Source organism: Tenacibaculum sp. SM2510, assembly GCF_057002845.1.
Map to the genome: position 1 here is coordinate 1,971,524 of NZ_CP192703.1, position 23,729 is coordinate 1,995,252.

The following is a 23,729-nucleotide window of genomic DNA, read 5'->3' on the forward strand; positions in this document are numbered from 1 at the left end:
CAAAACAAAATTTAAAGAAAACATTATGATTACAATAGATACAGTTTCAAAGAAATACGGGCAAGCAGAAGTTTTAAATGTAGATAAAATAACTATTCCTAGCGGACAAAGTTTTGGTTTGGTTGGTAACAATGGTGCAGGAAAAACAACGTTATTTAATATTTTATTAGATTTAATAAGACCAACAACAGGAGAAATCACCAACAACGATGTTGTTGTTAATAAAAGTGAAGATTGGAAAACTTTTACAGGATCTTTTATTGATGAATCTTTTTTAATAGGATATTTAACTCCAGAAGAATATTTCGATTTTATTGGAGATTTACGAGGAATGAATAAAGCGGATGTTGCATCATTTTTAGCTCCTTTTAATGAGTTTTTTAATGACGAAATTTTAGGAAAGAAAAAATATTTACGTGATTTAAGTAAAGGAAATCAGAAAAAGGCAGGAATTATAGCTGCTTTAATGGGGAATCCACAAGTGGTAATTTTAGATGAACCTTTTGCTAATTTAGATCCAACAACACAAATCAGACTTAAAAAAATATTAAAAAGCTTAACGGAAAATGAAGAAGTTACCGTGTTAGTTTCTAGTCATGATTTAAGTCACGTTACTGAAGTTTGTGAGCGAATTGTTGTTTTAGATAAAGGAAATGTAGTGAAAGATATAAATACATCACCAGAAACTTTACAAGAGTTAGAGAGTTATTTTTCTGTGTAATCATTAAAAAATAGGTAAAAGGAGGTTCACTAAAAGCCCTAATGTTTTTAATTAACCTCCAAGATCTATTTTTAAATTTAAGAAGTGGCATAAAAATTATTTTATTATTGTTATTTTTACGTTTTTACGTACAATAAACTTACTATTATAGTTGTTGTACAGTAAAAGTATAACTATATGAATAAACTATCCAAACTTTTAGTTTTTACCCTTTTTTTAGCGTTAATATATTCTTGTAGTGCAAAAAAAGATGCTTTTATAAATAGAAATTTTCACGTACTTACCACTAAATATAATATTCTTTTTAACGGGAAGCAGGCTTATTTAAAGGGGCTAGAAGAGATTGAAAGCAAACACGAAGATAATTTTTGGAGACGTTTACAAATAGAGCCAATTAGTTTTGATGAAAACAAAATAGCAGTTCCTGTTTTACAGCCAGGTAGTGGTTTTAATGAAAACGAAGAGGAGGAGATTGAAAATTTAACGTCATTTGATAAGGCAGAAGAAAAAGCGGTAAAAGCTATCCAAAAGCATTCAATGAATATTAATGGTTATGAAAAAAACCGTCAGATAGATGATGCTTATCTACTTTTAGGAAAATCTAGATATTACACACAACGTTTTATTCCTGCGATAGAATCTTTTAATTATATTATAGTTAATTATCCGAATGCTGATTTAATTAACGAAACGAAAATTTGGAGAGCAAAAACAAACATTCGTTTAGATAATGAAAAATTAGCGATAGAATCTTTAAAATTCTTACTAGAAGTTGAAGAAAACGAAGCAGAACTTCCGGACGGAATAAGAGAACAAGCACATACTGCAATGGCAATGGCGTATCAGAAAACAGATACGATTCAGAAAGTTATAGAACATTTAACCGCAGCTTCTAAAATATTTAAGAACAAAGAGCAATCTGCTCGTAATATGTTTGTTTTAGGGCAAATTTACAGCGAATTAAATCATAGAGACTCAGCAAGAGTGGTGTTTAATAAATTGGCGGAAACCCCCAAGGCACCTTATAAATACCGTATTCGTGCAAATATTGAAATGGCAAAAAACACTGAAAACGATTCAGCGTCAATAGTTGTTTTAGCGAGGTTAAAAAAGTTAATTAGAAATTCTGATAACCGTAAATTTCTAAATGCACTTTATTACCAGGCAGGTGTTTTAGAAGTAGGAAGAAAAAAAACAGCAAACGCGATTGACTATTTTAAAGAATCAATAGCAGCGAAGACTAATAATAATTATCAAAAAACATATGCCTACGAAGGTTTAGGAAATATTGCATTTGACAAAGAAAATTATGTACTAGCGGGTTTATATTACGATAGTGTTTTACAGGTTACTTCAAAAGAATTTGATCAAGAAAAGAGAATTAGAAGAATCCGAAGAAAAAATAAAGGATTAACAACTCTAAGAAAACACGAAGAGATTGTTAAAAACAACGACAGCATTCTTAAGTTAGTTGCAATGACGATAGATGAAAGAACTCTATTTTTTGAAAGTTATATAGCGAAAATTAAGAAACAAGATCAGGAGAATACACAGCAGTTATTAAATGCGCAAAATTTCGGAAGTTCTTTTGGAGGAGGAGCATCGGTAAATAACAAGAGCAATAAAGGAAAATGGTATTTTTATAATACACAAGCTTTAGGTTTTGGTAAATCTGAATTTCAGAAAGTATGGGGTACACGTCCGTTAGAAGATAATTGGCGCTTGTCAGATAAATCTACCATTGCAACGAATGATGTTGTAGAAAAATCAACAGAGCCAATTGTAAATAAACGATATGTATTAGGAACTTATTTAGATGAAATTCTGACAGATGAAAAAGCAATAACTGTTTTAAAAGAAGATCGTAAAGAGTCCCTTTATAAATTAGGATTAATTTATAAAGAGCAATTTAAAAACACCAACCTGGCTATTAAAAATTTAGAGCGTGTACAAAAAGAGCAAGTAAATAAGGAGTTGGAGTTGCCGATAAGTTATCATTTATATCAAATTTATAAAGGTACTGGCAATCAAGAAAAATCAAATATATATAAGGATATTATACTAACTAAATACCCAAAAACAACATTTGCTCAAATAATATTAAACCCAAATAAAAAATTAAAAGAAGGTAAAAAAGAAGATGCTGTTTTAAATAAATATAAAGAAATTTATTACCTTTTTAAGCAAGATAAATTTGAGGCAGCTGTAAATGAAATAAATGCTTTTTTACCTAAGATTAATAATTCAAAATTAATCCCTAAATTTGTACTGTTAAAAGCGCTGTGTATTGGTAAATATAAGGATAAAGATACCTATAAAGAAGCATTAGAGTTTGTCGCCATTAGTTTTGCAACAAAAGAAGAAGGTATAAAGGCAAAAGAAATATTAGAACAATTAAAAAAATAAGAAAACACCCTAATTCCCCATAATTATGTTTAGTAAAGAAAATAAAAAAACAAGCGAAAACAAAGTTTCAGAAAGAAATCTTGTTGGTAAAAACACACAAATAAAAGGAGATATTATTTCTGAAGGAGACTTTAGAATTGATGGAACTTTAGACGGGACTATTAAAACCAACGGTAGAGTTATTATTGGTGAATCTGGTTTTGTAAAAGGAAAGATAGAGTGTGCAAATGCAGATATTGAAGGTAAATTTTCTGGGGAGCTATTTGTTTCTAATGTATTAACAGTCAAAACATCAGCTAATATAGGTGGAGATGTTGTTGTAGGTAAGCTTTCTGTAGAGCCGGGAGCTTCATTTAATGCAACATGTGCTATGAAAGGTGCTGTAAAAGAATTAAATAAAGATGAGCAAAAAACCAAAGGTAAAACCGCTTAATAAATACATTCGGTTTACTAGTATTGCTTTTCAAATGGGTTTAACGATTTATTTAGGTAATTTACTAGGTAAATGGTTGGATACATTATATGCTAATGAAGGAGAATTGTATTCTAAAATATGCACCCTTTCGGCAGTGTTTTTAGCAATGTTTTCGGTGATACTTCAAGTTACAAAAATTTCAAAAGATAATGATTAAAAGAATTTTGTTTTTCCTTGCTGCTATCTTTATAGTATTTGCAGTAAGTTATTTTCCACACGATTATATTTTACAGTCTAAAGAAATAGATCTTTCTTATTCATTATTTTCAATATACTTGTTTCATGTTATAGCTGCGGTAATTGTTTATGCAATTGTAGAGCTAGTGGCCTGTAAATTAATAAATCAAGCAGGATATGCATATTTGGCCTCTGTATTTTTAAAAATCGGTTTTTTTGTCTTGATTTTTAAGGTTTCGGTTTTTGCAAATGAAGAACTTACAAAGCCAGAAAGGTTTTCATTAGTAATTCCATTATTCATATTTTTGATTTCAGAAGCTATTGCGGTATCGAAACTGTTGAATAGCAAATAGTTTCATCGTTTTTTAAGTAAAATAATAAGACGAAAACACAATAGAAAAACTAAATAAAAAAACGGTTTGTAGTTTTAATTAAATGTGTACCTTTGCACGGAAATTTAGAGACCATAACCCTATATTTAAAAAGGCATGACGATAGCAAAAAATTCTATCAAGTTTTTTACAGTTTTAGCATTAGTTTTTGCTTCTTTTGGAGCATTTGCAGCAGGAGGAGATCAAAAATCTTCTGATAATGATGGTGGAAAAGTAGACACCAAAGAGGAGATTAAAAACTACATTGAACATCACTTAGCGGATTCTCACGATTTCTCTTTGTTTTCGTACACAAACGATGCAGGAGAAAAAGGTCATGTAGGCTTTCCGTTGCCAGTAATTGTTTGGACAAGTAAAGGTTTAAAAACGTTTATGTCCTCTAAATTCCATCACAACGATGATGGTAAACTAGTTGTTGACGCAGGCGGAGTTCAATTAACAAAAATTCACAGTAAAATATACGAGTTAAACGAAGGGGCTACTGAGGTTGCTTTTGATGAAACTCACCACGCAACAAATGCGCACACTGTATTAGATTTTTCTATTACTAAAAGTATCTTCGGAATCTTATTAGCAGGTTTATTAATGGTTCTTGGTTTTCGTTCTTTAGCGAAAGGATACAAGAAGGGAGCAATTCCTACGGGAGTTGGTCGTTTTTTAGAGCCTTTAGTTATTTACGTAAGAGACGAAATTGCAAGACCAAACATTGGTGAAAAGAAATATAAGAGGTTTATGCCTTATTTATTAACTGTGTTTTTCTTTATCTGGATATCAAATTTGTTGGGTTTAACGCCATTAGGTTTTAACATAACAGGGCAAATAGCAGTAACGGTGTGTTTAGCATTATTTACTTTAGTTGTTTATATCTCTAGCGGAACAAAAGATTTCTGGGCACACACATTATGGATGCCGGGAGTACCAAAATTATTAAGACCCGTATTAGCGGTTTTAGAATTAGCAGGTTTCTTGTTAATTAAACCATTCTCGTTATTAGTTCGTTTATTTGCTAACATTACAGCAGGTCACTCGGTAGTAATGGGTATTGCAGCACTTATGTTGTTGTTAAAAGCAGAATTCGGAACGGTAGGGGCAACGGGAATTTCATTCTTGTTAACATTGTTTTTAACTGTTATTGAGTTATTAGTAGCTTTTTTACAAGCATTTATCTTTACAATGCTTTCTGCTTTATTTATCGGTATGGCAGTAGAAGAACATGACCACGCAGACGCGAGTCATTAAGATTTGAATTTTTGTTTAATTTAATATAAATAGTATGTACAATTTAATTGGAGCAGGATTAATCGTAATTGGTGGAGGAATCGGATTAGGTCAAATTGGTGGAAAAGCAATGGAAGGAATTGCTCGTCAACCTGAGGCTGCTGGTAAAATTCAAACAGCGATGATCATTATCGGAGCATTATTAGAAGGATTAGCATTCGGTGCTTTACTTTTAGGAAAATAATTCCGGCTCAAAAAAAAGCAAAAACACCTTCTGCAACGATTGGTTGCAGAAGTGTTTTTACAATTAAACAACAAAAGACAATTTAAGTATTATGGATATTTTTAATGATTTTCCAATTGGGTTATTTGCTATGCAAGCAGTAATCTTACTTGTTTTATTATTTTTATTAGCAAAATTTGCTTGGAAACCAATCTTAAGCTCTTTAGATGAAAGAGAAGAAGGTATTCAAAGTGCATTAGATCAGGCAGAGAGTGCTCGTAAAGACATTCAAAACTTACAAGCTGACAACGAGCGTTTATTAAAAGAAGCACGTGCAGAGAGAGATGCAATGATGAAAGATGCTCGTGAGATAAAAGAAAGTATTATCGCTGAAGCAAAAGGGGAGGCGCAAGAGCAAACTTCTATCATGATAGAAAATGCGAAGGCAACAATTAAGCAAGAGCAACAAGCTGCAATCGCTGAATTAAAGAAAAATGTAGCAAACTTATCTATCGATATCGCTCAAGAATTAGTAAGAAAAGAATTAGCATCACCAGAGGAGCAATTAAAGCTTGTTGAAGGAATGTTAAAAGAGGTTACTTTAAACTAAGCAATCGATGAAAGGAGCAAGACCAGCATTACGTTACGCAAAAGCAATATTAAATCTTGCTAAAGAAACTAATAACGATTCTTTAGTAAACGATAACATGAAGTTTATCGCGGAGACTATTGCAGATAGTAGTGATTTAAAAAGAATGCTTAAAAGCCCTGTAGTTAAAGCTGCAGAGAAACATAAAGTTTTACTAGCGCTTTTTGGGGATAAAGTAAATACTATCGTTAAAGGTTTGTTTAACTTATTAGAAGAAAATAAACGTATGATGATGTTAGAAGCAATTGCAAAGCAATACGCTCTTATTTACGATTACGATAAAAGGATACAGGTTGCTAAAGTTACTACAGCAGTAGTTTTAACAAAAGAATTAGAAGAAAAAATACAAGCGAAGATTGTAGAAATTACAGGAAATAGCGCAGGTATAGAAAATATAGTAAATCCGAATATTATAGGAGGATTTATTTTACGTGTTGGAGATGTGCAGTATGATGCAAGTATTTCTAATCAATTCAATGAGTTAAGAAGAGAATTTGACAATAGTCATTATATTCCACAAATTTAATTACATCAAATTATAAAAGATGGCGGCAATTAAACCAGCTGAAGTTTCAGCAATTTTAAAGGAACAATTAACAAATTTCGAAGCGAAAGCAACGTTAAACGAAGTAGGTACTGTATTACAAGTAGGTGATGGTATTGCTCGTGTTTACGGTTTGTCTAATGTAGAATACGGTGAATTAGTAGAATTCGATGGCGGATTAGAAGGTATCGTATTAAACTTAGAAGATGATAATGCAGGTGTTGTATTATTAGGAGCTTCAACAACAGTAAGAGAGGGTTCTACAGTAAAGCGTACAGAACGTATTGCTTCTTTAAGAGCAGGTGAAGGTATTGTTGGTCGTGTTGTTAACACATTAGGTCAGCCTATTGATGGTAAAGGACCAATTGAAGGTACTACTTACGAAATGCCTTTAGAGCGTAGAGCTCCTGGAGTTATTTATCGTGAGCCTGTAACTGAACCAATGCAAACTGGTATTAAATCTATTGATGCAATGATTCCTGTAGGTCGTGGTCAACGTGAGTTGATTATTGGTGACCGTCAAACTGGTAAATCAACAGTTGCAATTGATACTATTTTAAATCAAAAAGAATTTTACGATGCTGGGCAACCAGTATATTGTATATACGTAGCTATCGGTCAGAAAGCTTCAACAGTAGCAGCAATTGCTAACATGTTAGAAGATAAAGGCGCAATGGCTTATACTACAATCGTAGCGGCAAATGCATCAGATCCTGCAGCAATGCAAGTATATGCACCATTTGCTGGAGCTGCAATTGGAGAGTTTTTTAGAGATACAGGTAGACCTGCTTTAATTGTATTTGATGATTTATCAAAACAAGCAGTAGCGTACCGTGAGATTTCTTTATTATTAAGAAGACCACCAGGACGTGAGGCATACCCTGGAGATGTATTTTACTTACACTCAAGATTATTAGAACGTGCTGCAAAATTAATCAATGATGATAAGATTGCTAGTGAAATGAACGATTTACCAGATTCTTTAAAAGGAATTGTAAAAGGTGGAGGTTCTTTAACTGCATTACCAATTATTGAAACACAAGCAGGAGACGTTTCAGCATATATTCCAACAAACGTAATTTCGATTACTGATGGACAAATTTTCTTAGATGGAGATTTATTTAACTCTGGTGTTCGTCCAGCAATTAACGTAGGTATTTCTGTATCTCGTGTTGGTGGTAACGCTCAGATTAAAGCAATGAAAAAAGTATCTGGTACGTTAAAATTAGATCAAGCGCAATATCGTGAATTAGAAGCATTCGCAAAGTTTGGTTCAGATTTAGATGCAGCTACTATGAATGTGATTTCTAAAGGGCAACGTAATGTTGAAATCTTGAAGCAAGCACAGAATGATCCTTATACTGTAGAAGACCAAATTTCAATCATTTATGCAGGTTCTAAGAACTTGTTAAGAGATGTACCGGTTAACAAAGTAAAAGAATTTGAAAGAGATTATATTGAGTATTTAAATGCAAAGCATAGAGATACTTTAGATACTTTAAAAGCAGGTAAATTAACTGATGAAGTAATTGATACTTTAACAGCAGCTGCAAAAGAAGTTTCAGCAAAATTTTCAGCTTAATAAAAGACTTTAATAGTAAGTATTGAGAAACAATTTTTCAATACTTACTATTTAATACTCAACACTATTCGTATGGCGAACTTAAAAGAAATACGTAACAGAATTACTTCTATTAAATCAACAATGCAAATTACCTCTGCCATGAAAATGGTATCGGCTGCAAAGTTAAAGAAAGCTCAAGATGCAATTACAGCAATGCGCCCGTATTCATCTAAGCTTACTGAATTATTACAAAGCTTAAGCGCTACATTAGATAGTGATGCTAGTGGAGAATATTCAACACAAAGAGAAGTAAAGAATGTATTACTAGTTGCAATTACTTCAAACAGAGGTTTGTGTGGTGGTTTTAATTCTTCTATTGTTAAAGAAACAATTAAAACGATTAATAATAAATACAATGGTGTTACTGTTGATTTATTAGCGATTGGTAAAAAAGGGAACGATATCTTATCGAAAGAACACAATGTTATTGAAAATAGAAGCGATATTTTTGATGATTTAACTTTTGATAACGTTGCTGAAATTGCTGAAAAATTAATGAATTTATATGTAGCAGGTTCTTATGATAAAATAGAGCTTGTTTACAATCAATTTAAAAACGCAGCAACACAAATTACTCAGGTTGAACAATTCTTACCAATTGAACCAGTAGAAAGTGATGAAAACGTGAGTTTAGATTATGTTTTTGAACCTTCTAAAGAAGAAATTGTATTAGAGTTGATTCCTAAGTCATTAAAAACACAATTGTATAAAGCAATTCGCGATTCATTCGCTTCTGAGCACGGTGCTCGTATGACAGCAATGCATAAAGCAACAGATAATGCAACTGAATTACGTGATGAGTTATTATTAAAATATAACAAAGCACGTCAAGCGGCAATTACCAATGAAATCCTTGAGATTGTTGGTGGTGCTGAAGCATTAAAGAATTAAAAAAATATTAGTTAAATACAAATAAAAGCGAAAACTTAATTAAGTTTTCGCTTTTATTTGTATTTAACTTTATTAAATTGAAAAATATTATGAATAAAATTTTATTTAAAATATTATTAATAGTATCAATTTTTGTAATAAATTCTTGTTCAAGTAATGATCAAAATTTAAACTCAAAAAATGAAATTAGAATGACTGTAAATGGTAAAGAAATAGTCTTCGATAATATAACTTTAAATTATCTTGAGGGTAGTTCTGATAAAAATTATATCCATTTATCCGGAAATTTAAGTTCAAATACAGATGAAATAATAAGTTTTACATTCGAAGAAGGAGAAATTGGCTCTAAAGCTTTAGTTCATTTAATATATATAGTTGATGGAGATGTATATGAATATTTATCAGATAGTAGATTATCTGGTGTTTGTAAAGATATTCTTTATGAGTCTAATTTTATCTCTACAACAAATGTTAATAATGAAGTAATATCTGGTTTGTTTTCAGGTAATTTAGTAAGTTGTAATAAAACTGGAGTAAAAATACTTGTTATTAGTAAAGGTTCATTTAGAGCCAGGGATTAATTAATATTTTACTTTTCTATTACTTTTTTAAAAGAAGAAACATCAATCTCAACATTTTTTTAGTTTACTTGAAATTTTTGATGGTGCAGAAGTATTTAAAAACCCAAAAAATATATTTATATATAAAAAATCGAATCAATTTGGTTCGCTTATCTTACTACAATAAACTTCTTATTTCTTTTTTGATAGATGAGCTATCAATGCCACAAATTTTCTGTAATTTATCAACAGTTCCATGATGAATGAATTCATCAGGAATACCTAGAGTTTTAATAGCTCCTTTATAATTTTTTTCTGAAGCATATTCTAAAATAGCACTACCAAATCCGCCAGTTACAGTTCCGTCTTCTACGGTAATTATTTTATCAAACTGATTAAAAACACTATTTAAAAGAGATTTATCTAAAGGTTTTACAAATCGCATATCGTAATGCGCCACTGCTTTGCTGTTTTCTAGTTGATGTATAGCGTCAGAAACGTTGTCAGCGATTGTTCCTACGGAAAGTATTGCTATTCCATTTCCTTGCTTTAAACAAACGCTTTTTGCTATTTGGATTTCTTCAAAAGGAAGTTGCCATTTTTCTAGTTTTCCATAGCCTCTCGGATACCGAATTGCAATCGGATTTTCTAAGCCCAATTGTGCGGTAAATAAAATATTTCGCAGTTCGATTTCGTTACGAGGCGAGAATATTATTAAATTAGGAATACAACGTAAGTAAGCCAAATCGAATACTCCGTGATGTGTTGCACCGTCTTCACCAACCAAACCAGCTCTGTCTAAACAAAAGATTACGGGTAAATTTTGCAAGGCAACATCGTGAATTATTTGATCGTAAGCGCGCTGTAAAAAAGTAGAATAAATATTGCAAAACGGAATAATTCCTTGCGTTACCATACCAGCCGCCAAAGTAACGGCATGTTGTTCGGCAATACCAACATCAAAAGTACGGTCGGGAAATTCATCTAACATTCGTTTTAACGAGCTTCCGCTTAACATGGCAGGCGTAATACCTACTATTTTTTTATTTTTATGTGCTAACTCGACAATTGTTTTTCCGAAAACATCCTGAAATTTTGTAAACTTACTTGCTTCTTTAGGTAAAAGATCGCCCGATATTTTATCGAATTTACCCGGCGCATGGTATTTTACTTGATCTAGTTCTGCTTGTCGTAATCCTTTTCCTTTGGTGGTAATTACGTGTAAAAACTTAGGACCTTTAACTTGTTTTAAACGTTCTAATTCTAAGATTAACTCTTCGAAGTTATGACCATCAATAGGGCCAGAATAATCGAAATTTAAAGCTTCAAAAATATTGTGTTGCTCAATATCTGATCTCGTTGATTTAATTCTAGTTAAATAATCTTTTAAAGCGCCTACCGAAGGATCGATACCAATAGCATTGTCATTTAAAATGACTAATAAATTGGCATTCGTATCGCCAGCATGGTTTAAGGCTTCAAAAGCCATTCCGCTAGCAATAGAAGCGTCACCAATAATAGCAATATGATGTTTGTTGCTGCCTTGTAATTTAGAAGCAATCGCCATACCCAAAGCTGCAGAAATTGATGTAGACGAATGCCCAACGCCAAAAGTGTCGTATTCGCTTTCGCTTCGTTTTGGGAATCCTGAAATTCCGCCTAACTGCCTGTTGGTATGAAAAATGTCTTTTCTGCCTGTTAAAATTTTATGTCCGTATGCCTGGTGCCCAACATCCCAAACTAATTGATCGTTAGGAGTATCAAACAAATAATGCAAGGCAATAGTAAGTTCTATTACACCTAAACTTGCGCCTAAGTGACCTTCTTTAGTGGCAATTACATCAATAATAAATTCACGCAATTCCTTTGCCAATAGCGGCAAATCATCTGCAGACAAACGCCTAACATCCGAAGGGAAATTGATATTTTTTAACAGCTTTTTTGGCATAGCACAAATGTACTAAAACTTTGTTGTAGCTTTGCCGTATGAGCAAATTGTATTTGGTACCAACACCTATTGGAAATTTAGAAGATATTACCTTAAGAGCACTTAGAATCTTAAAAGAAGTAGATTTTATTTTGGCTGAAGACACGCGAACGAGTGGAAAGTTATTAAAGCATTTTGAGATTGCTACACAAATGTACAGCCATCATATGCATAACGAACACAAATCGGTAGATGGTGTTTTAAATAGGTTGAAAAATGGCGAAACTTGCGCTTTAATTTCAGATGCTGGTACACCTGCAATTTCTGACCCTGGCTTTTTACTTACAAGAGCTTGTGTACAGCATAATATTGAGGTTGATTGTTTACCTGGTGCCACCGCTTTTGTACCTGCTTTGGTAAATTCTGGTTTACCGAATGATAAGTTTGTTTTCGAAGGATTTTTACCAGTTAAAAAAGGACGACAAACGCGTTTAACTTTTTTAGCGGAAGAAACGCGTACTATGATTTTTTATGAAAGTCCGCATAAATTATTAAAAACATTAGCACATTTTGTTGAGTATTTTGGAGCAGACAGACAAATATCAGTTTCTAGAGAATTGACAAAATTGTTTGAAGAAACCAAACGAGGAACAGTAACAGAAGTGTTATCATATTATACAGAGAAACCCGCCAAAGGCGAAATTGTTATTATTGTTGATGGTAAAAAGTAGTTTTTATAATATTGATACATCATTCTGAATTTATTTCAGAATCACACCAAAAATTACTTTGTTATAATGTGAACCTGAAACAAGTTCAGGTTGACGTATAGAGAATTAACTTAATTTATATTCTGGATAATGATTAGCTAGTAATTCTTCTGATTTGTTAGGAATCACAATTAGTGTGATGTAACCAATCAAAATTATTAAAACGATTAAAGCTGCGGAAAACCAACGACTAAATTCATTCATTTCAATAAAACCAGTATCGTGTGGTAAAAACAAATCATAGGTGTAAAACATAATTAAAGCTAAGTTTCCTAAACTCTGTCTTAAATAAATATCCTCTAATAACCATTTTTTACCCGTTAATGCCACTTTTTTGTTGATTTTTATTTTTGAATGAAATATTTTAATTGTTTCTAAAAAGATAACACTAAAAAATACTCCGCTATAAATATAATAGGCAATCACTAAATTTTGCAATTGATAAAACAATACAATAAAACAAAGTGTAATTATAATTTTGGGCAATCGAAACCATTGTTTTACAAAACTTAAAATAAGCCTAAAGTATTTTTTATTTAATTGAACAATTTTTTGATCTACCACATCCATAAACCCAAAAATTCCGAATTTTTTAAAAGAAACATCGCGTGCTTGCTCGAAAGATAATGTAGGTTGTTCTGCTAAGATTTTTTCAATATCGTTTGCTAAATGATCTACCAATTCGGTTTGCACATCGTAATGTTCCACATAATGCTGACGTGTGAATTTGTATAAATTATCTATGTTTTGTTCGGTGAGTTTCATAGTTATTTCACTAATGATTTATACTTCTCTTTTTCTTGCTGATGTTTTATATAAAATAATCGAATAGCATAAGTAGTTACTATCATATAACCTAAAACCCCAACGTTTATGAAATCAACAATAGAGTTGCCGATTATAATTAAAGGCATTACAAGGAAATTTAAAAGTTGTGTTTTTATAATAAAGTTATAAACTGTTTTCTCTTTTGATTTCCAAACTTTAAAGGTGTAGAAAGATGAAACTATTAATAAGATTATTGTTAATGCAACAGTGAGGTAACCCAATACTTCATTTAGCATCATTTTACTTTTTAAAACAATTAAAAAGGCGACAAATAGTGGTAAAAAAGAAACTATAAAATAAGTTGTAAAAACTTTCTTAGCTTTTTTAATAACAATTTTTGGAGCAGGATATGCAAATCCGAAAAGCCAACTAGTTGTATTATTAAGTTGTTTATTCCAATCGTCGGTTACTTGATAAAATACTGTTTCAAAATCAGTATTTTCAATAGTTAAATTTTGTTCTATTTGAGAAATAATATGATCTAAAATTTCAATTCTAAAATCGATGAATTTTACACCTTTTATATCTAAGTATTTATCTACTCTTTGTATTTGTTTTTTTGATAATTCCATCTTACTCCAGGCTAAATTTAGGATTCACCAATTGCTGCATTGTTTTTAAAAACTCTTGCATTTCCTCCAATTTATTGGCAGTTTCTTTTGTGCCGCTTTCGGTTAATTTGTAATACTTGCGTAAACGATTCCCTACTTTGGCAACTTCAACATCTAATAAACCTTCGGCTTCTAATTTATGTAAGGCAGGATACAAAGCACCTTCGGTAATTTTTAATTCCCCTTTGGTAAGCTCTTTTACTTTTTGTGTAATTTCATAACCATACATTTTATCATTTTGTGCCAATAGCTTTAAAATGATGGTTTGTAACGAACCTTTATATAATTTCTGATTTCCCATTTTGTAATTATTAAACGGTAATTATTTATTTTTTGTCTTTGCGACTCGCAACAAATATACATAATTTTCTTATGTATAATATTCTTAGGTATTATTTTTATGTTATTCCTAACAAAAGGTTTCTTTAGTATTGCTTATTTTTGCAGCTCTAAAAAGAATACATGTCTACATTTCATAAACTAACGATAGAAAAAATAATTAAAGAAACTGCCGATGCTGTTTCTATATTATTTACAATTCCTGCCGAATTAAAAGAAGCATATTCTTTTGTTGCAGGTCAGTATATAACCATAAAAACTAAAATAAACGATCAAGAGATTCGCAGAGCGTATTCTATATGTGCTTCGCCGAATAGTAATCAAGTTAAAGTAGCCGTTAAAGCTGTTGAAAAGGGGACTTTTTCTACCTATGCAACTACAAGATTGAAAGAAAATACTTCAATTGAAATTTCTGAACCTGAAGGTAAATTTATATTAGAACCTTCGGCGGATAAAAATTACATTGCATTTGCGGCAGGTAGTGGAATAACTCCAGTTTTATCGATGATAAAAGCTGTGTTAGAAAACGAGCCTACAGCAACATTTACCTTGGTTTTTGGTAATAAAAAGGCAGAAACAACTATCTTTTTCGATGAGTTAACAGCCTTGGCAACACAATATCCTACACAATTTAACTTGCATTATATTTTTAGTCAAGAGGTTCGTAATAACAGTAAATTCGGAAGAATAGATAAAAATCATGTGAATTATTTTATGAAGAATATTCATAAAGATATTTCTTTTGATGCAGCTTATTTATGTGGCCCAGAAGTTATGATTGATATAGTTTCTGAAACATTACAAGAAAACGATTTTAAGAAAGAGAACATTCATTTCGAATTATTTACAGCAAGTACAACAGAAGACGAAATTCCTATTACCTATCCTGATGGGAAATCTGAAATCACAGTTTTGTTAGATGATGAAGAAACTACTTTTTCGATGGAGAAAACAGATACTATTTTATCAGCTTCTTTACGTAATAAGCTAGATGCTCCGTATTCTTGTCAAGGAGGAGTTTGTAGCAGTTGTATTGCTAAAGTTACAGAAGGAAGAGCAGTAATGTCTAAGAATTCTATTTTAACAGATGATGAATTAGTAGAAGGTTTTATTCTAACCTGTATGGCACACCCAACAACACCAAAAGTAGTAGTTGATTTTGATGATGTTTAGCAGTTAAAAATTATATCTTTAAAAAATGGATTTTTACGATTTTAAAAACGCCTTTTTAGTAGGTATTTTCATGGCTTTTATGATTGGGCCAGTATTTTTTATGCTTTTAAAAACAAGTGTTTTAAAAGGAGCAAGGGCAGCTATTGCTTTTGATATTGGTGTAGTTTTAGGTGATATCTCTTTTATGTTAATTGCCTATTTTGGTAGTAGAAGTTTATTAGAGAAAATTAAAGACGACCCAAGGTTATTTCTTGTAGGTGGCCTTGTGCTTATTATTTACGGATTGATAACATATTTAGATAAAAACAACAAAAAAGAATCGGAAGCCCCTGATGTTGTTTTACCTGAAAGTAATAATTACATAAAACTACTGTTAAAAGGTTTTTTTTTAAACTTTATAAATATTGGTGTACTTGCCTTTTGGTTAGGTTTAATTGTAGTTGTTGGCCCAACCTACGATATGAATCCAAAGTATTTATTTTGGTATTTTGGTACCGTAATTTTAGGATATGCAGTTACAGATTTAGGTAAAATACTACTTGCAAAACAACTAAAAAACAAATTAACTCCTTTAGTTATATACAGAATAAAACGAGGAATGGGTGTTTTATTAATCGTATTCGGAGCTGCATTAATGCTAAAAGGTTTTATACCTAAAGATAAGATTGATACTTTATTCGAGAACGTAAAGATGGAACACAAGACTAAAAACCAATAATTACTTTTGCAATTCCAAAGTAAATAAGAATTCCGAAAATATCATTACTTGTCGTGATAAATGGCCCTGTTGCAATTGCAGGATCTATACCTCGTTTATCTAAAAATAACGGAATAAAAGTTCCTATTAAACCCGCAACAATTATCACTACAAAAAGCGAGGCAGAAATAGCTGCTGCTACTTTTATATCTTGTTCTGTTATAAAGATAAAAATAAATAATAAAATCGCTAATGCTAGTCCGTTAACCATTGCTAAAGAAACTTCTTTTAGCAACCTGCTAGTAATACTACCTTTTACATCATCATTAGCTAAACCTTGTACAATAATTGCTGATGATTGCACACCAACATTACCTGCCATAGCCGCAATTAAAGGTGTGAACATAAATAGTATGGCGTTATCTACCATAGCGCCTTCAAAAACACTCATAATACTTGCAGCACCAACCCCACCAAGTAAACCTAAAAATAACCAAGGTAAACGAGCACGTGTTAATTGCCAAATAGTATCATCAGCCTCTACACCTTGTGTAATACCGGCAGCTAATTGGTAATCTTTATCAGCTTCATCTTTAATTACATCTACAATATCATCAATCGTAATTCTACCTACTAAAGCACCGAGTTCATCTATAACGGGTATTGCTTCTAAATCATATTTACGCATAATATTAGCAACATCTTCTGCTGCGTCAGTTACGTTTACAAAATCTACTTTTGGTATATACACTTCTGCAATTGTTGCCTTTGTAGACGCCATTAATAAGTCTTTTAAAGACAAACGCCCCTTAAGTTTGTTATTATCATCAATTACATAAATAGAGTGTACTCTTGTAACTTCTTCTGCTTGAAGGCGCATTTCTTTTACGCAACGCGGAATCGTCCAATTTTCGTTAACCTTTACTAATTCCTTTGCCATTAATCCACCGGCAGAATTTTCGTCGTAACGTAATAATTCTACAATTTCTTTGGCATGCTCATCATCATCAATTTCACGCATTACCGCTTTTTTCCTATCATCAGGAAGTTCGGAAATTACATCGGCAGCATCATCGGTATCAAGCTCATCTATTTCTTCTGCAATTTCTTTTGCAGTTAATTGTTCAAGTATTTTTTCACGAACATCATCATCAACATCCATTAATACCTCTGATGTTGTTTCACTTTTTAATAAACGAATAATATAAACCGATTCTTCAAAAGGCAATTCGTCTAATATCTCAGCAATATCGGCATGGTGAATTTCCTTAAAAAACTCCTTAAGAGCAGTATCGTTTTTAGATTCGATGTATTGGGTTACATTTTCTAGAAGTTCTTGGGTGATTTCAAATGCCATCTTTATGTAATTTTACTCGATAAACGAGATTTAAATAATCTTTAGTTATTGTCTTCAGCTATTTTTTTTGTCAATTCTATAAATCGATCTACCGATAATTGCTCGGGACGCATTGTAAAGATAGGGTCTTCTTTTAATGAATCTGAAATATTGAAAGATTTTAAGCTCGAGCGTAACATTTTTCTTCGTTGGTTAAATGATGTTTTTACAACTCTAAAAAATAGTTTTTCATCAACAGGTAAGGTGTAGTTTTCTTTTCTGATAAGTCTTATAACTCCAGAATCTACTTTTGGCGGTGGATTAAATACCGTAGGCGGAACCGTAAATAAATATTCTACATCAAAGAAAGCTTGTGTTAAGACAGACATAATTCCGTACACTTTACTTCCTTCTTTTTCTGCGATTCTTTTGGCGACTTCTTTTTGAAACATTCCTGCAAATTCGGGAACAAATTCTCTGTACTCAATTGCTTTAAACACAATTTGAGTAGAAATATTATATGGAAAATTCCCAATAATAGCTACTTGTTTACCTTTAAAAACAGCTGTTAAGTCGGTTTTTAAAAAATCACCTTCAAGAATTTCGAATTTTTTGGAAGTGGTGTCTAATTTAATATGTTCTAACGGAAAAGTATCTTTTAAATAAGCAACCGAATCATAATCGATTTCCATTACTGTAATTTTAGGTTTTTTCTCTAACAAGTATTTTGTTAAAACACCCATTCCAGGACCAATCTCTAATACATCATCATATCCGTTTTCGGTTAATGCATCTGCTATTTTTCTAGCGATGTCTTCATCGGTTAAAAAATGCTGTCCTAAATGTTTTTTTGCTCTTACAGTCATAGTTATTTATGATAAAAAGTTATTAGAAACAAGAGTAAATAAAAATCCTTGTATTACTATTTTTTTGATTATTTATTTGCTGGATCTTTAAACCCGAATGTTATGATTGATGTTGCTATGCCAAAACCACTTAAAAAACCACCGATGGTTTCCCAAGGTTCGGTTCCGTATGTGCAGTACCCTATAATAACACCTAAAACGGTTAGAAAAACACCTGTAAAAAGTATTTTTTTTCTGTTCTTATAAATTTTCTCTTTCATATTAATTACTCGCTTCAGCAGGAAAAAATTCATTGATTACTCGCAACTCCGTACGAAAGGCTAGCATTTTATCAGCAAACCTTTTAATACTATCAGAACGTAGTTCATTAGCCTCGTGTTTATAATAATCGTCTAAATCTTCACGTGTCTTTGCCGTATATTGAACAGAGTATGTTATTCCACCCATTTCTTCTTCAACTAAAACTTGCGTTAATTTTGCGCTTAAAAAACGACCAGTAGCCAATACTTTAGGGATGTGGTTTTTTATCCAAACCACCCATTCATCATGAATACTCTCGTCAATACTTACGGTTACATTGTATATATACATTTTGCTATTTAATGTAAAGATGTAGCAATTGTATACTGTAACAATAATTGCTACAGTAATTTATTGGTACATTGATTAATTAATTTGGTCGCCTCTTAGTTTTCTAAACTCTTTACGAGCATCAACTAAGTAGATGCTAGAAGCGTGGTCAAAAATAATCTTTTGATAGTATTCTTTAGCCTTTTCGGGGTTATTTAATTTTATATTATATAATTCTGCTAATTGGTAATACACATCATCAATGTAAATTCCTTTTTTATCTAAAGTGATTATTTTATTATAGCTTAAAATGGCTTCATCATATTTTTGCTGTTTTACAAAAAGTTTAGCTAGTTTAAACAACGCTTCATCTTCAATAGGTTGCCCTTTATATTTAGTAATAATATCATTTAAGATAGTAATTGCTTCGTTATCTTTATTTTGAAAGGCTAACAAATCCGCTTTTGCATATTCTTTTAAGCCAGAGCCAATACTGTCTTTTGGTTCGTTATCAGAAATTGTTAAAAATAAATTTGCTGCATCGTTGGCAATTAATTGCGTTGCAGATCCTTTTAAAACCTTTAGCTGCGCTTTTGCCCATTTAAAATCATTTTTAAAATACGAGGTTTGTGCTACTTTAAAGCGTGCTTCTTGCCCTAAAAAATGATTTTTAAACTTTGTTTGTACTTGAGAAAAATATATTAATGCTTTGTTAAACTTATTTGTATACACTAAAACTTCACCTAATTTTAGTTTCACCATTGCTTTGGTAAACCTAGAACTGGCAAAAGTCATTGCTTTTTCTAGAATTTGCACAGCTTCTTCAGGGTTGTTCTTGGTAAATGTTACGTAATTAGCATAGGCTATTTGTGTACGAAAGGTGAGTTTATTGATTCCGTATTCATTAAACACTTCTTTAAAACGAGTATCAATATCCGTTTGTTTTGTTTCAATAGCTATTTTTAAATTATTATTAATGGCATTAAATTTATCACTCGGGTAATTGGTTTTTTCAATCATTAAATCGAAACATTCTTTTGCTGTTTCGTAATCTTTATTGTCTAGCGCTATTTTACCTAATTCAGCAATTTTGCCCAAATTATCACCATCTCTAGCTAGTAATGCTTTGTGCTGAATAAGTGCTTTGTTGTATTGTTTTTGTTTTACAAATAACCAGGATAATAAATCGTTCCAAATATTTTTTGGATTGCTAATTGATTTTCGCAATAATGCTTTTTTAAACAATATATTGTTTTCATTTTCGGCATCATCATTAATATATCGGCCTGTAAAACGCTTTACGTTGTTAAGGTAACTTTCGTTTTTATCAACCAAATCAACATACGACTCAAACATTTTAGAGAAGTTTCCTTTTTCACCATGAATTTGTGCTAATTGAAATCCGTAATTCGCATCTGGATTGTTTGCCATTACTTTTGTATAGGCTTCAATAGCATAATCTAATTTATTGTAATTTTTAAAGAGACTTGCAATAATATTACCATAAGTACCTCTGTTATCTAACGATTTAAGAGCTATTTTATATTGTTTATCGGCTTCGATATCGTTTTGTTGTCGTTCGAAATTATAGCCCCTAATAACATTTAGGTAGGTTAAACTTGGTCTTTCGGTTAGTTCTTCTGATAATAAAACATCAGCGATAATAAACTGATCTGTTTCTTGATAACAAGTTACCAATCTTTTTAAATAGGTGGTGTTGTACGGACTTTTATCGTGTAGTTTTTTATAAAGTTGAATTGCTTTTTCATATTCATTGTTTCTGAAATAATTTTCAGCAACAATAAATTCATTTTGTTGTGCGTAACAAAACAAACTAAAAATCAGTAAATTAAATAAGATAACAGCTTTTCTCATCAATCAAAAATACACAACAATATTGTTAAAGTTGTATTAAAAAGCATCCTTTTTAAGGAAGTCTTGTAACATTTTGGCACGAACTTTGTCTTACTTATAATAAGACTAAACAATTTATACTATGAAAAATTTTAACACACAATATCAGATAGCAAAGAATAATGCAAATGAGTTCATGAATAACGGACAAATAACAAAGTATTTTGAAGCATTATTAGAAATGAATAAATATAAAAGATTAATGGTAGTCGTGGTTGCCAACTAAAAATATAAAAGTAATTCATTGTGAAGGGTGGGTTAGTAAAAACCTCAAGTTTCTTAATTGAAACTTGGGGTTTTTTATTTTTAACGTCGTTCTGAATTTACTTCAAGAACCTCTCCAATGATTTATTTTAGTGTAATGTGAACCTGAAACAAGTTTTAGGTTGATGGTTTTAATCAATCATATCAAAACCACAATAAGGCACTAATACATCTGGTATTTTAATTCCGTCTGCAGTTTGATAGTTTTCTAAAATCCCTGCTAAAACTCTTGGTAACGCTAAAGAACTTCCGTTTAATGTATGAACAAACTGACTTTTACCATCTTTGTTCTTAAAACGTAATTTTAAACGATTTGCTTGGTATGTTTCAAAATTTGAAGCCGAACTAATTTCTAACCAACGCTCTTGCGCTGTTGAATATAATTCGAAATCAAAAGTTAAAGCTGATGTAAAACCAGTATCACCACCACACAAACGTAAAATACGGTATGGTAATTTTAAATCACGTAAAATATCTTTAATATGTTCTACCATTCCGCTTAAAGCGTGGTACGAATTATCAGGATGCTCTACACGAACAATTTCTACTTTATCAAATTGATGTAAACGATTTAAACCACGTACATGTGCACCATAACTACCCGCTTCTCTACGAAAACAAGGGGTATAGCCAGTGTATTTAATTGGTAAATCAGCTTCCTTAACCAAATCATTTCTGTGAATGTTGGTAATTGGCACTTCACCAGTAGGAATTAAATATAAATCATCTACTGTAGAATGATACATTTGTCCTTCTTTATCTGGTAGCTGCCCTGTCGCAATTCCTGAAGCTTCATTTACCAAATGCGGAACTTGTACTTCTTTATAACCCGCATCTGTATTTTTATCTAAAAAATAGTTGATTAATGCGCGTTGTAAGCGAGCACCTTTTCCCTTATAAACAGGAAAACCAGCGCCAGCAATTTTGGTCCCTAACTCAAAATCGATAATATCATATTTTTTTGCTAATTCCCAATGCGGTAATGCGTTTTCACCTAATTCAGGAATTATTCCTTCACTGAAAATTTTCTCATTATCTTCTTCACTTTTTCCTGCCTTTACAGAAGCATGAGGAATATTGGGAATTTGGTATAGTAATTCTTGTAAAGAGTTTACTGTAGTGTTTAACGCTTCCGTTAATTGCTTAGATTGCTCTTTTAATTGACCTGTTTTTTCTTTTAGCAGGTTCGCTTTCTGAACTTCACCAGATTTAAAAAGACTTCCAATTTCTTTGGATATTTTGTTAGATTCAGCTAGTATATTGTCTAATGAAGTCTGAGTTTCTCTACGGGTTTCATCAGAAGCTAATACTTCGTTAATAATTGCTTCGGCATTGGCAAAATTACGTTTTGCTAATCCGTCTAAAACAGCTTGTTTGTTTTCTCTAATAAACTGAATCTGTAACATCTTTTTAAATTTTTAAGAATCGCAAAGATATAAGAAGCGACAGACTTTGGCAATGCTAACGACTAATTGTTTTTAAGGTAATTTAGCGAAGTCTCTTTGTCTTTTTTTAGTTGGATAACTAAATCGTTTACCGAATCGAACTTTTGTTCATCCCTTAAAAAGTAAAGTAAGTCTACAGTAAGATTTTGATTATACAAATCGGCATTAAAATCGAAGAAATGAACTTCAATGGTTTGATGGTCTCCATTAACGGTAGGTCGGTTGCCGATGTTCATCATTCCGAAAACAGTAATATTTTCAATAACAGATTTTACAACATAAACACCTGTTTTAGGTATCAATTTATAATCTTCAGAAATATCAACGTTAGCGGTAGGAAAACCTATTGTACCTCCTAGCTGTTTTCCGTTAACTACTTTTCCTGTTAATGAAAAATTATAGCCTAAATAATTATTTGCCGTTTTTAAATGTCCGTTAGTAAGTGCTTTTCTAATTTTGGTTGAACTTACCGAAACCTCGTCAATATCTTGCGCAGGAATTTCTTGTACCGTAAAATCATAAAAAAGAGAATATTCTGTTAATTGCTCGATATTACCTTCTCTGTTTTTTCCAAAATGATGATCGTAGCCAATAATTAGTTTAGAAGTATTTAATTGATTTACTAAAATATCTCGAACAAAATCTAAAGCAGTAAGTCTCGAAAATTCTCTACTAAAAGGATGAATGATTAAATAATCTAATCCTAATTTTTTAAGATGTGCTGCACGTTCATCAATCGTATTAATTAGTTTTATAGATACGTCTTTTTGTAAAACCATCCGCGGATGCGGAAAAAAAGTTAATAAAACCGATTTTTTATTGGTTGATTTAGCCTCGTCAATTAATTCCTTAATAATTTTTTGATGTCCAATATGAACACCATCAAAAGTACCAATAGTTACTATTGTTTTTTGAGCAGGTGTAAAATCAAAAATAGAATGTATTATTTCCAAGTTAAGTACATGTTTGTGCAAAAATACAATTTGTAAAAGATGTTAAATAATGATTATAGAAAAAATAGTAAAATTAAAGAATGTTTAAGTATTCGGCGATAAACAGTGTAATTTGATAAAAAGAAGGTTAATTATTTCATAAATAAAAAAAAATTG

Annotated in this window: 27 protein-coding genes; 16 read left to right on the forward strand and 11 right to left on the reverse strand. The window is 31.4% G+C overall.

Features of this window, described 5'->3' with window-relative positions:
* Positions 1–25 precede the first annotated feature (25 nt).
* The 12 genes from ACQ629_RS08790 (at position 26) to ACQ629_RS08845 (ending at position 9,901) form a co-directional block, all read left to right on the forward strand.
* A complete protein-coding gene (locus ACQ629_RS08790; protein WP_483704188.1) occupies positions 26–721 on the forward strand; it encodes an ABC transporter ATP-binding protein in 696 nt (231 codons plus the stop codon).
* 177 nt (positions 722–898) lie between these two features.
* Positions 899–3,127 carry a type IX secretion system periplasmic lipoprotein PorW/SprE gene (gene porW, locus ACQ629_RS08795; RefSeq protein WP_483704190.1) on the forward strand — a complete coding sequence of 743 codons (2,229 nt, stop codon included), beginning with the start codon at positions 899–901 and terminating at the stop codon, positions 3,125–3,127.
* 25 nt (positions 3,128–3,152) lie between these two features.
* Positions 3,153–3,560 (forward strand): bactofilin family protein, encoded by a 408-nt coding sequence (locus ACQ629_RS08800; protein WP_483704192.1) that lies wholly within the window; start codon positions 3,153–3,155, stop codon positions 3,558–3,560.
* A complete protein-coding gene (locus ACQ629_RS08805; protein WP_483704194.1) occupies positions 3,529–3,759 on the forward strand; it encodes an AtpZ/AtpI family protein in 231 nt (76 codons plus the stop codon). The genes ACQ629_RS08800 and ACQ629_RS08805 overlap by 32 nt, the downstream gene beginning before the upstream one ends.
* The gene (locus ACQ629_RS08810; protein ID WP_483704196.1) at positions 3,752–4,132 is read left to right on the forward strand and encodes a DUF6168 family protein; all 381 of its coding nucleotides are present in this window, start codon (positions 3,752–3,754) and stop codon (positions 4,130–4,132) included. Before ACQ629_RS08805 ends, ACQ629_RS08810 begins: the two co-directional genes overlap by 8 nt.
* Before the next feature lie 135 nt (positions 4,133–4,267).
* Complete coding sequence (gene atpB, locus ACQ629_RS08815) at positions 4,268–5,410, forward strand: F0F1 ATP synthase subunit A (protein WP_483704198.1); 1,143 nt, start codon at positions 4,268–4,270, stop codon at positions 5,408–5,410.
* Positions 5,411–5,444: 34 nt separating this feature from the next.
* Positions 5,445–5,633, forward strand: coding sequence for an ATP synthase F0 subunit C (atpE, locus tag ACQ629_RS08820; protein ID WP_053973883.1), 189 nt, complete (start codon positions 5,445–5,447; stop codon positions 5,631–5,633).
* Between the two features lie 91 nt (positions 5,634–5,724).
* A complete protein-coding gene (locus ACQ629_RS08825; RefSeq protein ID WP_483704200.1) occupies positions 5,725–6,222 on the forward strand; it encodes a F0F1 ATP synthase subunit B in 498 nt (165 codons plus the stop codon).
* A 7-nt stretch (positions 6,223–6,229) separates the two neighbouring features.
* A complete protein-coding gene (gene atpH / locus ACQ629_RS08830; protein ID WP_483704202.1) occupies positions 6,230–6,787 on the forward strand; it encodes an ATP synthase F1 subunit delta in 558 nt (185 codons plus the stop codon).
* A gap of 19 nt (positions 6,788–6,806) precedes the next feature.
* Positions 6,807–8,387: a F0F1 ATP synthase subunit alpha gene (gene atpA, locus ACQ629_RS08835; RefSeq protein ID WP_483704204.1), complete on the forward strand. Its 1,581-nt coding sequence runs from the start codon at positions 6,807–6,809 to the stop codon at positions 8,385–8,387.
* A 72-nt stretch (positions 8,388–8,459) separates the two neighbouring features.
* Positions 8,460–9,320 carry an ATP synthase F1 subunit gamma gene (gene atpG, locus ACQ629_RS08840; RefSeq protein ID WP_483704206.1) on the forward strand — a complete coding sequence of 287 codons (861 nt, stop codon included), beginning with the start codon at positions 8,460–8,462 and terminating at the stop codon, positions 9,318–9,320.
* Between the two features lie 89 nt (positions 9,321–9,409).
* Positions 9,410–9,901, forward strand: a complete 492-nt coding sequence (locus ACQ629_RS08845) for a hypothetical protein (protein ID WP_483704208.1) — start codon at positions 9,410–9,412, stop codon at positions 9,899–9,901.
* Between the two features lie 157 nt (positions 9,902–10,058).
* On the opposite strand, the gene dxs is transcribed toward ACQ629_RS08845, so the two are convergent.
* Positions 10,059–11,828, reverse strand: coding sequence for a 1-deoxy-D-xylulose-5-phosphate synthase (gene dxs / locus ACQ629_RS08850; protein ID WP_483704210.1), 1,770 nt, complete (start codon positions 11,826–11,828; stop codon positions 10,059–10,061).
* A gap of 38 nt (positions 11,829–11,866) precedes the next feature.
* Here dxs and rsmI point away from each other — a divergent pair, with 38 nt between their 5' ends.
* Positions 11,867–12,538 carry a 16S rRNA (cytidine(1402)-2'-O)-methyltransferase gene (gene rsmI / locus ACQ629_RS08855; RefSeq protein ID WP_483704212.1) on the forward strand — a complete coding sequence of 224 codons (672 nt, stop codon included), beginning with the start codon at positions 11,867–11,869 and terminating at the stop codon, positions 12,536–12,538.
* Between the two features lie 105 nt (positions 12,539–12,643).
* On the opposite strand, the gene ACQ629_RS08860 is transcribed toward rsmI, so the two are convergent.
* From ACQ629_RS08860 to ACQ629_RS08870, 3 genes are read right to left on the reverse strand one after another with little or no spacing between them, the layout of a single operon-like run.
* Complete coding sequence (locus ACQ629_RS08860) at positions 12,644–13,342, reverse strand: hypothetical protein (protein WP_483704214.1); 699 nt, start codon at positions 13,340–13,342, stop codon at positions 12,644–12,646.
* Between the two features lie 2 nt (positions 13,343–13,344).
* Positions 13,345–13,977 carry a hypothetical protein gene (locus ACQ629_RS08865; RefSeq protein WP_483704216.1) on the reverse strand — a complete coding sequence of 211 codons (633 nt, stop codon included), beginning with the start codon at positions 13,975–13,977 and terminating at the stop codon, positions 13,345–13,347.
* Position 13,978: 1 nt separating this feature from the next.
* Positions 13,979–14,317: a PadR family transcriptional regulator gene (locus ACQ629_RS08870; RefSeq protein ID WP_260585497.1), complete on the reverse strand. Its 339-nt coding sequence runs from the start codon at positions 14,315–14,317 to the stop codon at positions 13,979–13,981.
* Positions 14,318–14,478: 161 nt separating this feature from the next.
* Between ACQ629_RS08870 and ACQ629_RS08875 the strand changes: the two genes are divergently transcribed.
* On the forward strand, positions 14,479–15,528 hold the full coding sequence (locus tag ACQ629_RS08875) for a 2Fe-2S iron-sulfur cluster-binding protein (RefSeq protein ID WP_483704218.1): 1,050 nt from the start codon (positions 14,479–14,481) through the stop codon (positions 15,526–15,528).
* Between the two features lie 25 nt (positions 15,529–15,553).
* Positions 15,554–16,246, forward strand: a complete 693-nt coding sequence (locus ACQ629_RS08880; RefSeq protein WP_483704220.1) for a LysE family translocator — start codon at positions 15,554–15,556, stop codon at positions 16,244–16,246.
* On the opposite strand, the gene mgtE is transcribed toward ACQ629_RS08880, so the two are convergent.
* From mgtE to ACQ629_RS08905, 5 genes are all read right to left on the reverse strand, one after another.
* Entirely contained in the window at positions 16,233–17,582 is a 1,350-nt protein-coding gene (gene mgtE, locus ACQ629_RS08885; RefSeq protein ID WP_483704222.1) for a magnesium transporter, read from the reverse strand. The two genes, ACQ629_RS08880 and mgtE, sit on opposite strands and share 14 nt — an antisense overlap.
* A 41-nt stretch (positions 17,583–17,623) precedes the next feature.
* Entirely contained in the window at positions 17,624–18,427 is an 804-nt protein-coding gene (gene rsmA / locus ACQ629_RS08890) for a 16S rRNA (adenine(1518)-N(6)/adenine(1519)-N(6))-dimethyltransferase RsmA (RefSeq protein ID WP_483704224.1), read from the reverse strand.
* Positions 18,428–18,495: 68 nt separating this feature from the next.
* On the reverse strand, positions 18,496–18,687 hold the full coding sequence (locus ACQ629_RS08895) for a hypothetical protein (RefSeq protein ID WP_483704226.1): 192 nt from the start codon (positions 18,685–18,687) through the stop codon (positions 18,496–18,498).
* Between the two features lies 1 nt (position 18,688).
* Positions 18,689–19,018 carry a DUF4286 family protein gene (locus tag ACQ629_RS08900; protein WP_483704228.1) on the reverse strand — a complete coding sequence of 110 codons (330 nt, stop codon included), beginning with the start codon at positions 19,016–19,018 and terminating at the stop codon, positions 18,689–18,691.
* 75 nt (positions 19,019–19,093) lie between these two features.
* On the reverse strand, positions 19,094–20,872 hold the full coding sequence (locus ACQ629_RS08905; RefSeq protein ID WP_483704230.1) for a tetratricopeptide repeat protein: 1,779 nt from the start codon (positions 20,870–20,872) through the stop codon (positions 19,094–19,096).
* A 121-nt stretch (positions 20,873–20,993) separates the two neighbouring features.
* Between ACQ629_RS08905 and ACQ629_RS08910 the strand changes: the two genes are divergently transcribed.
* Complete coding sequence (locus ACQ629_RS08910) at positions 20,994–21,137, forward strand: hypothetical protein (RefSeq protein WP_483704232.1); 144 nt, start codon at positions 20,994–20,996, stop codon at positions 21,135–21,137.
* Between the two features lie 169 nt (positions 21,138–21,306).
* Here ACQ629_RS08910 and serS read toward each other — a convergent pair whose 3' ends face one another.
* Positions 21,307–22,581, reverse strand: coding sequence for a serine--tRNA ligase (gene serS, locus ACQ629_RS08915; protein ID WP_483704234.1), 1,275 nt, complete (start codon positions 22,579–22,581; stop codon positions 21,307–21,309).
* A 62-nt stretch (positions 22,582–22,643) separates the two neighbouring features.
* On the reverse strand, positions 22,644–23,573 hold the full coding sequence (locus ACQ629_RS08920; protein WP_483704236.1) for a bifunctional riboflavin kinase/FAD synthetase: 930 nt from the start codon (positions 23,571–23,573) through the stop codon (positions 22,644–22,646).
* Between the last annotated feature and the right edge of the window lie 156 nt (positions 23,574–23,729).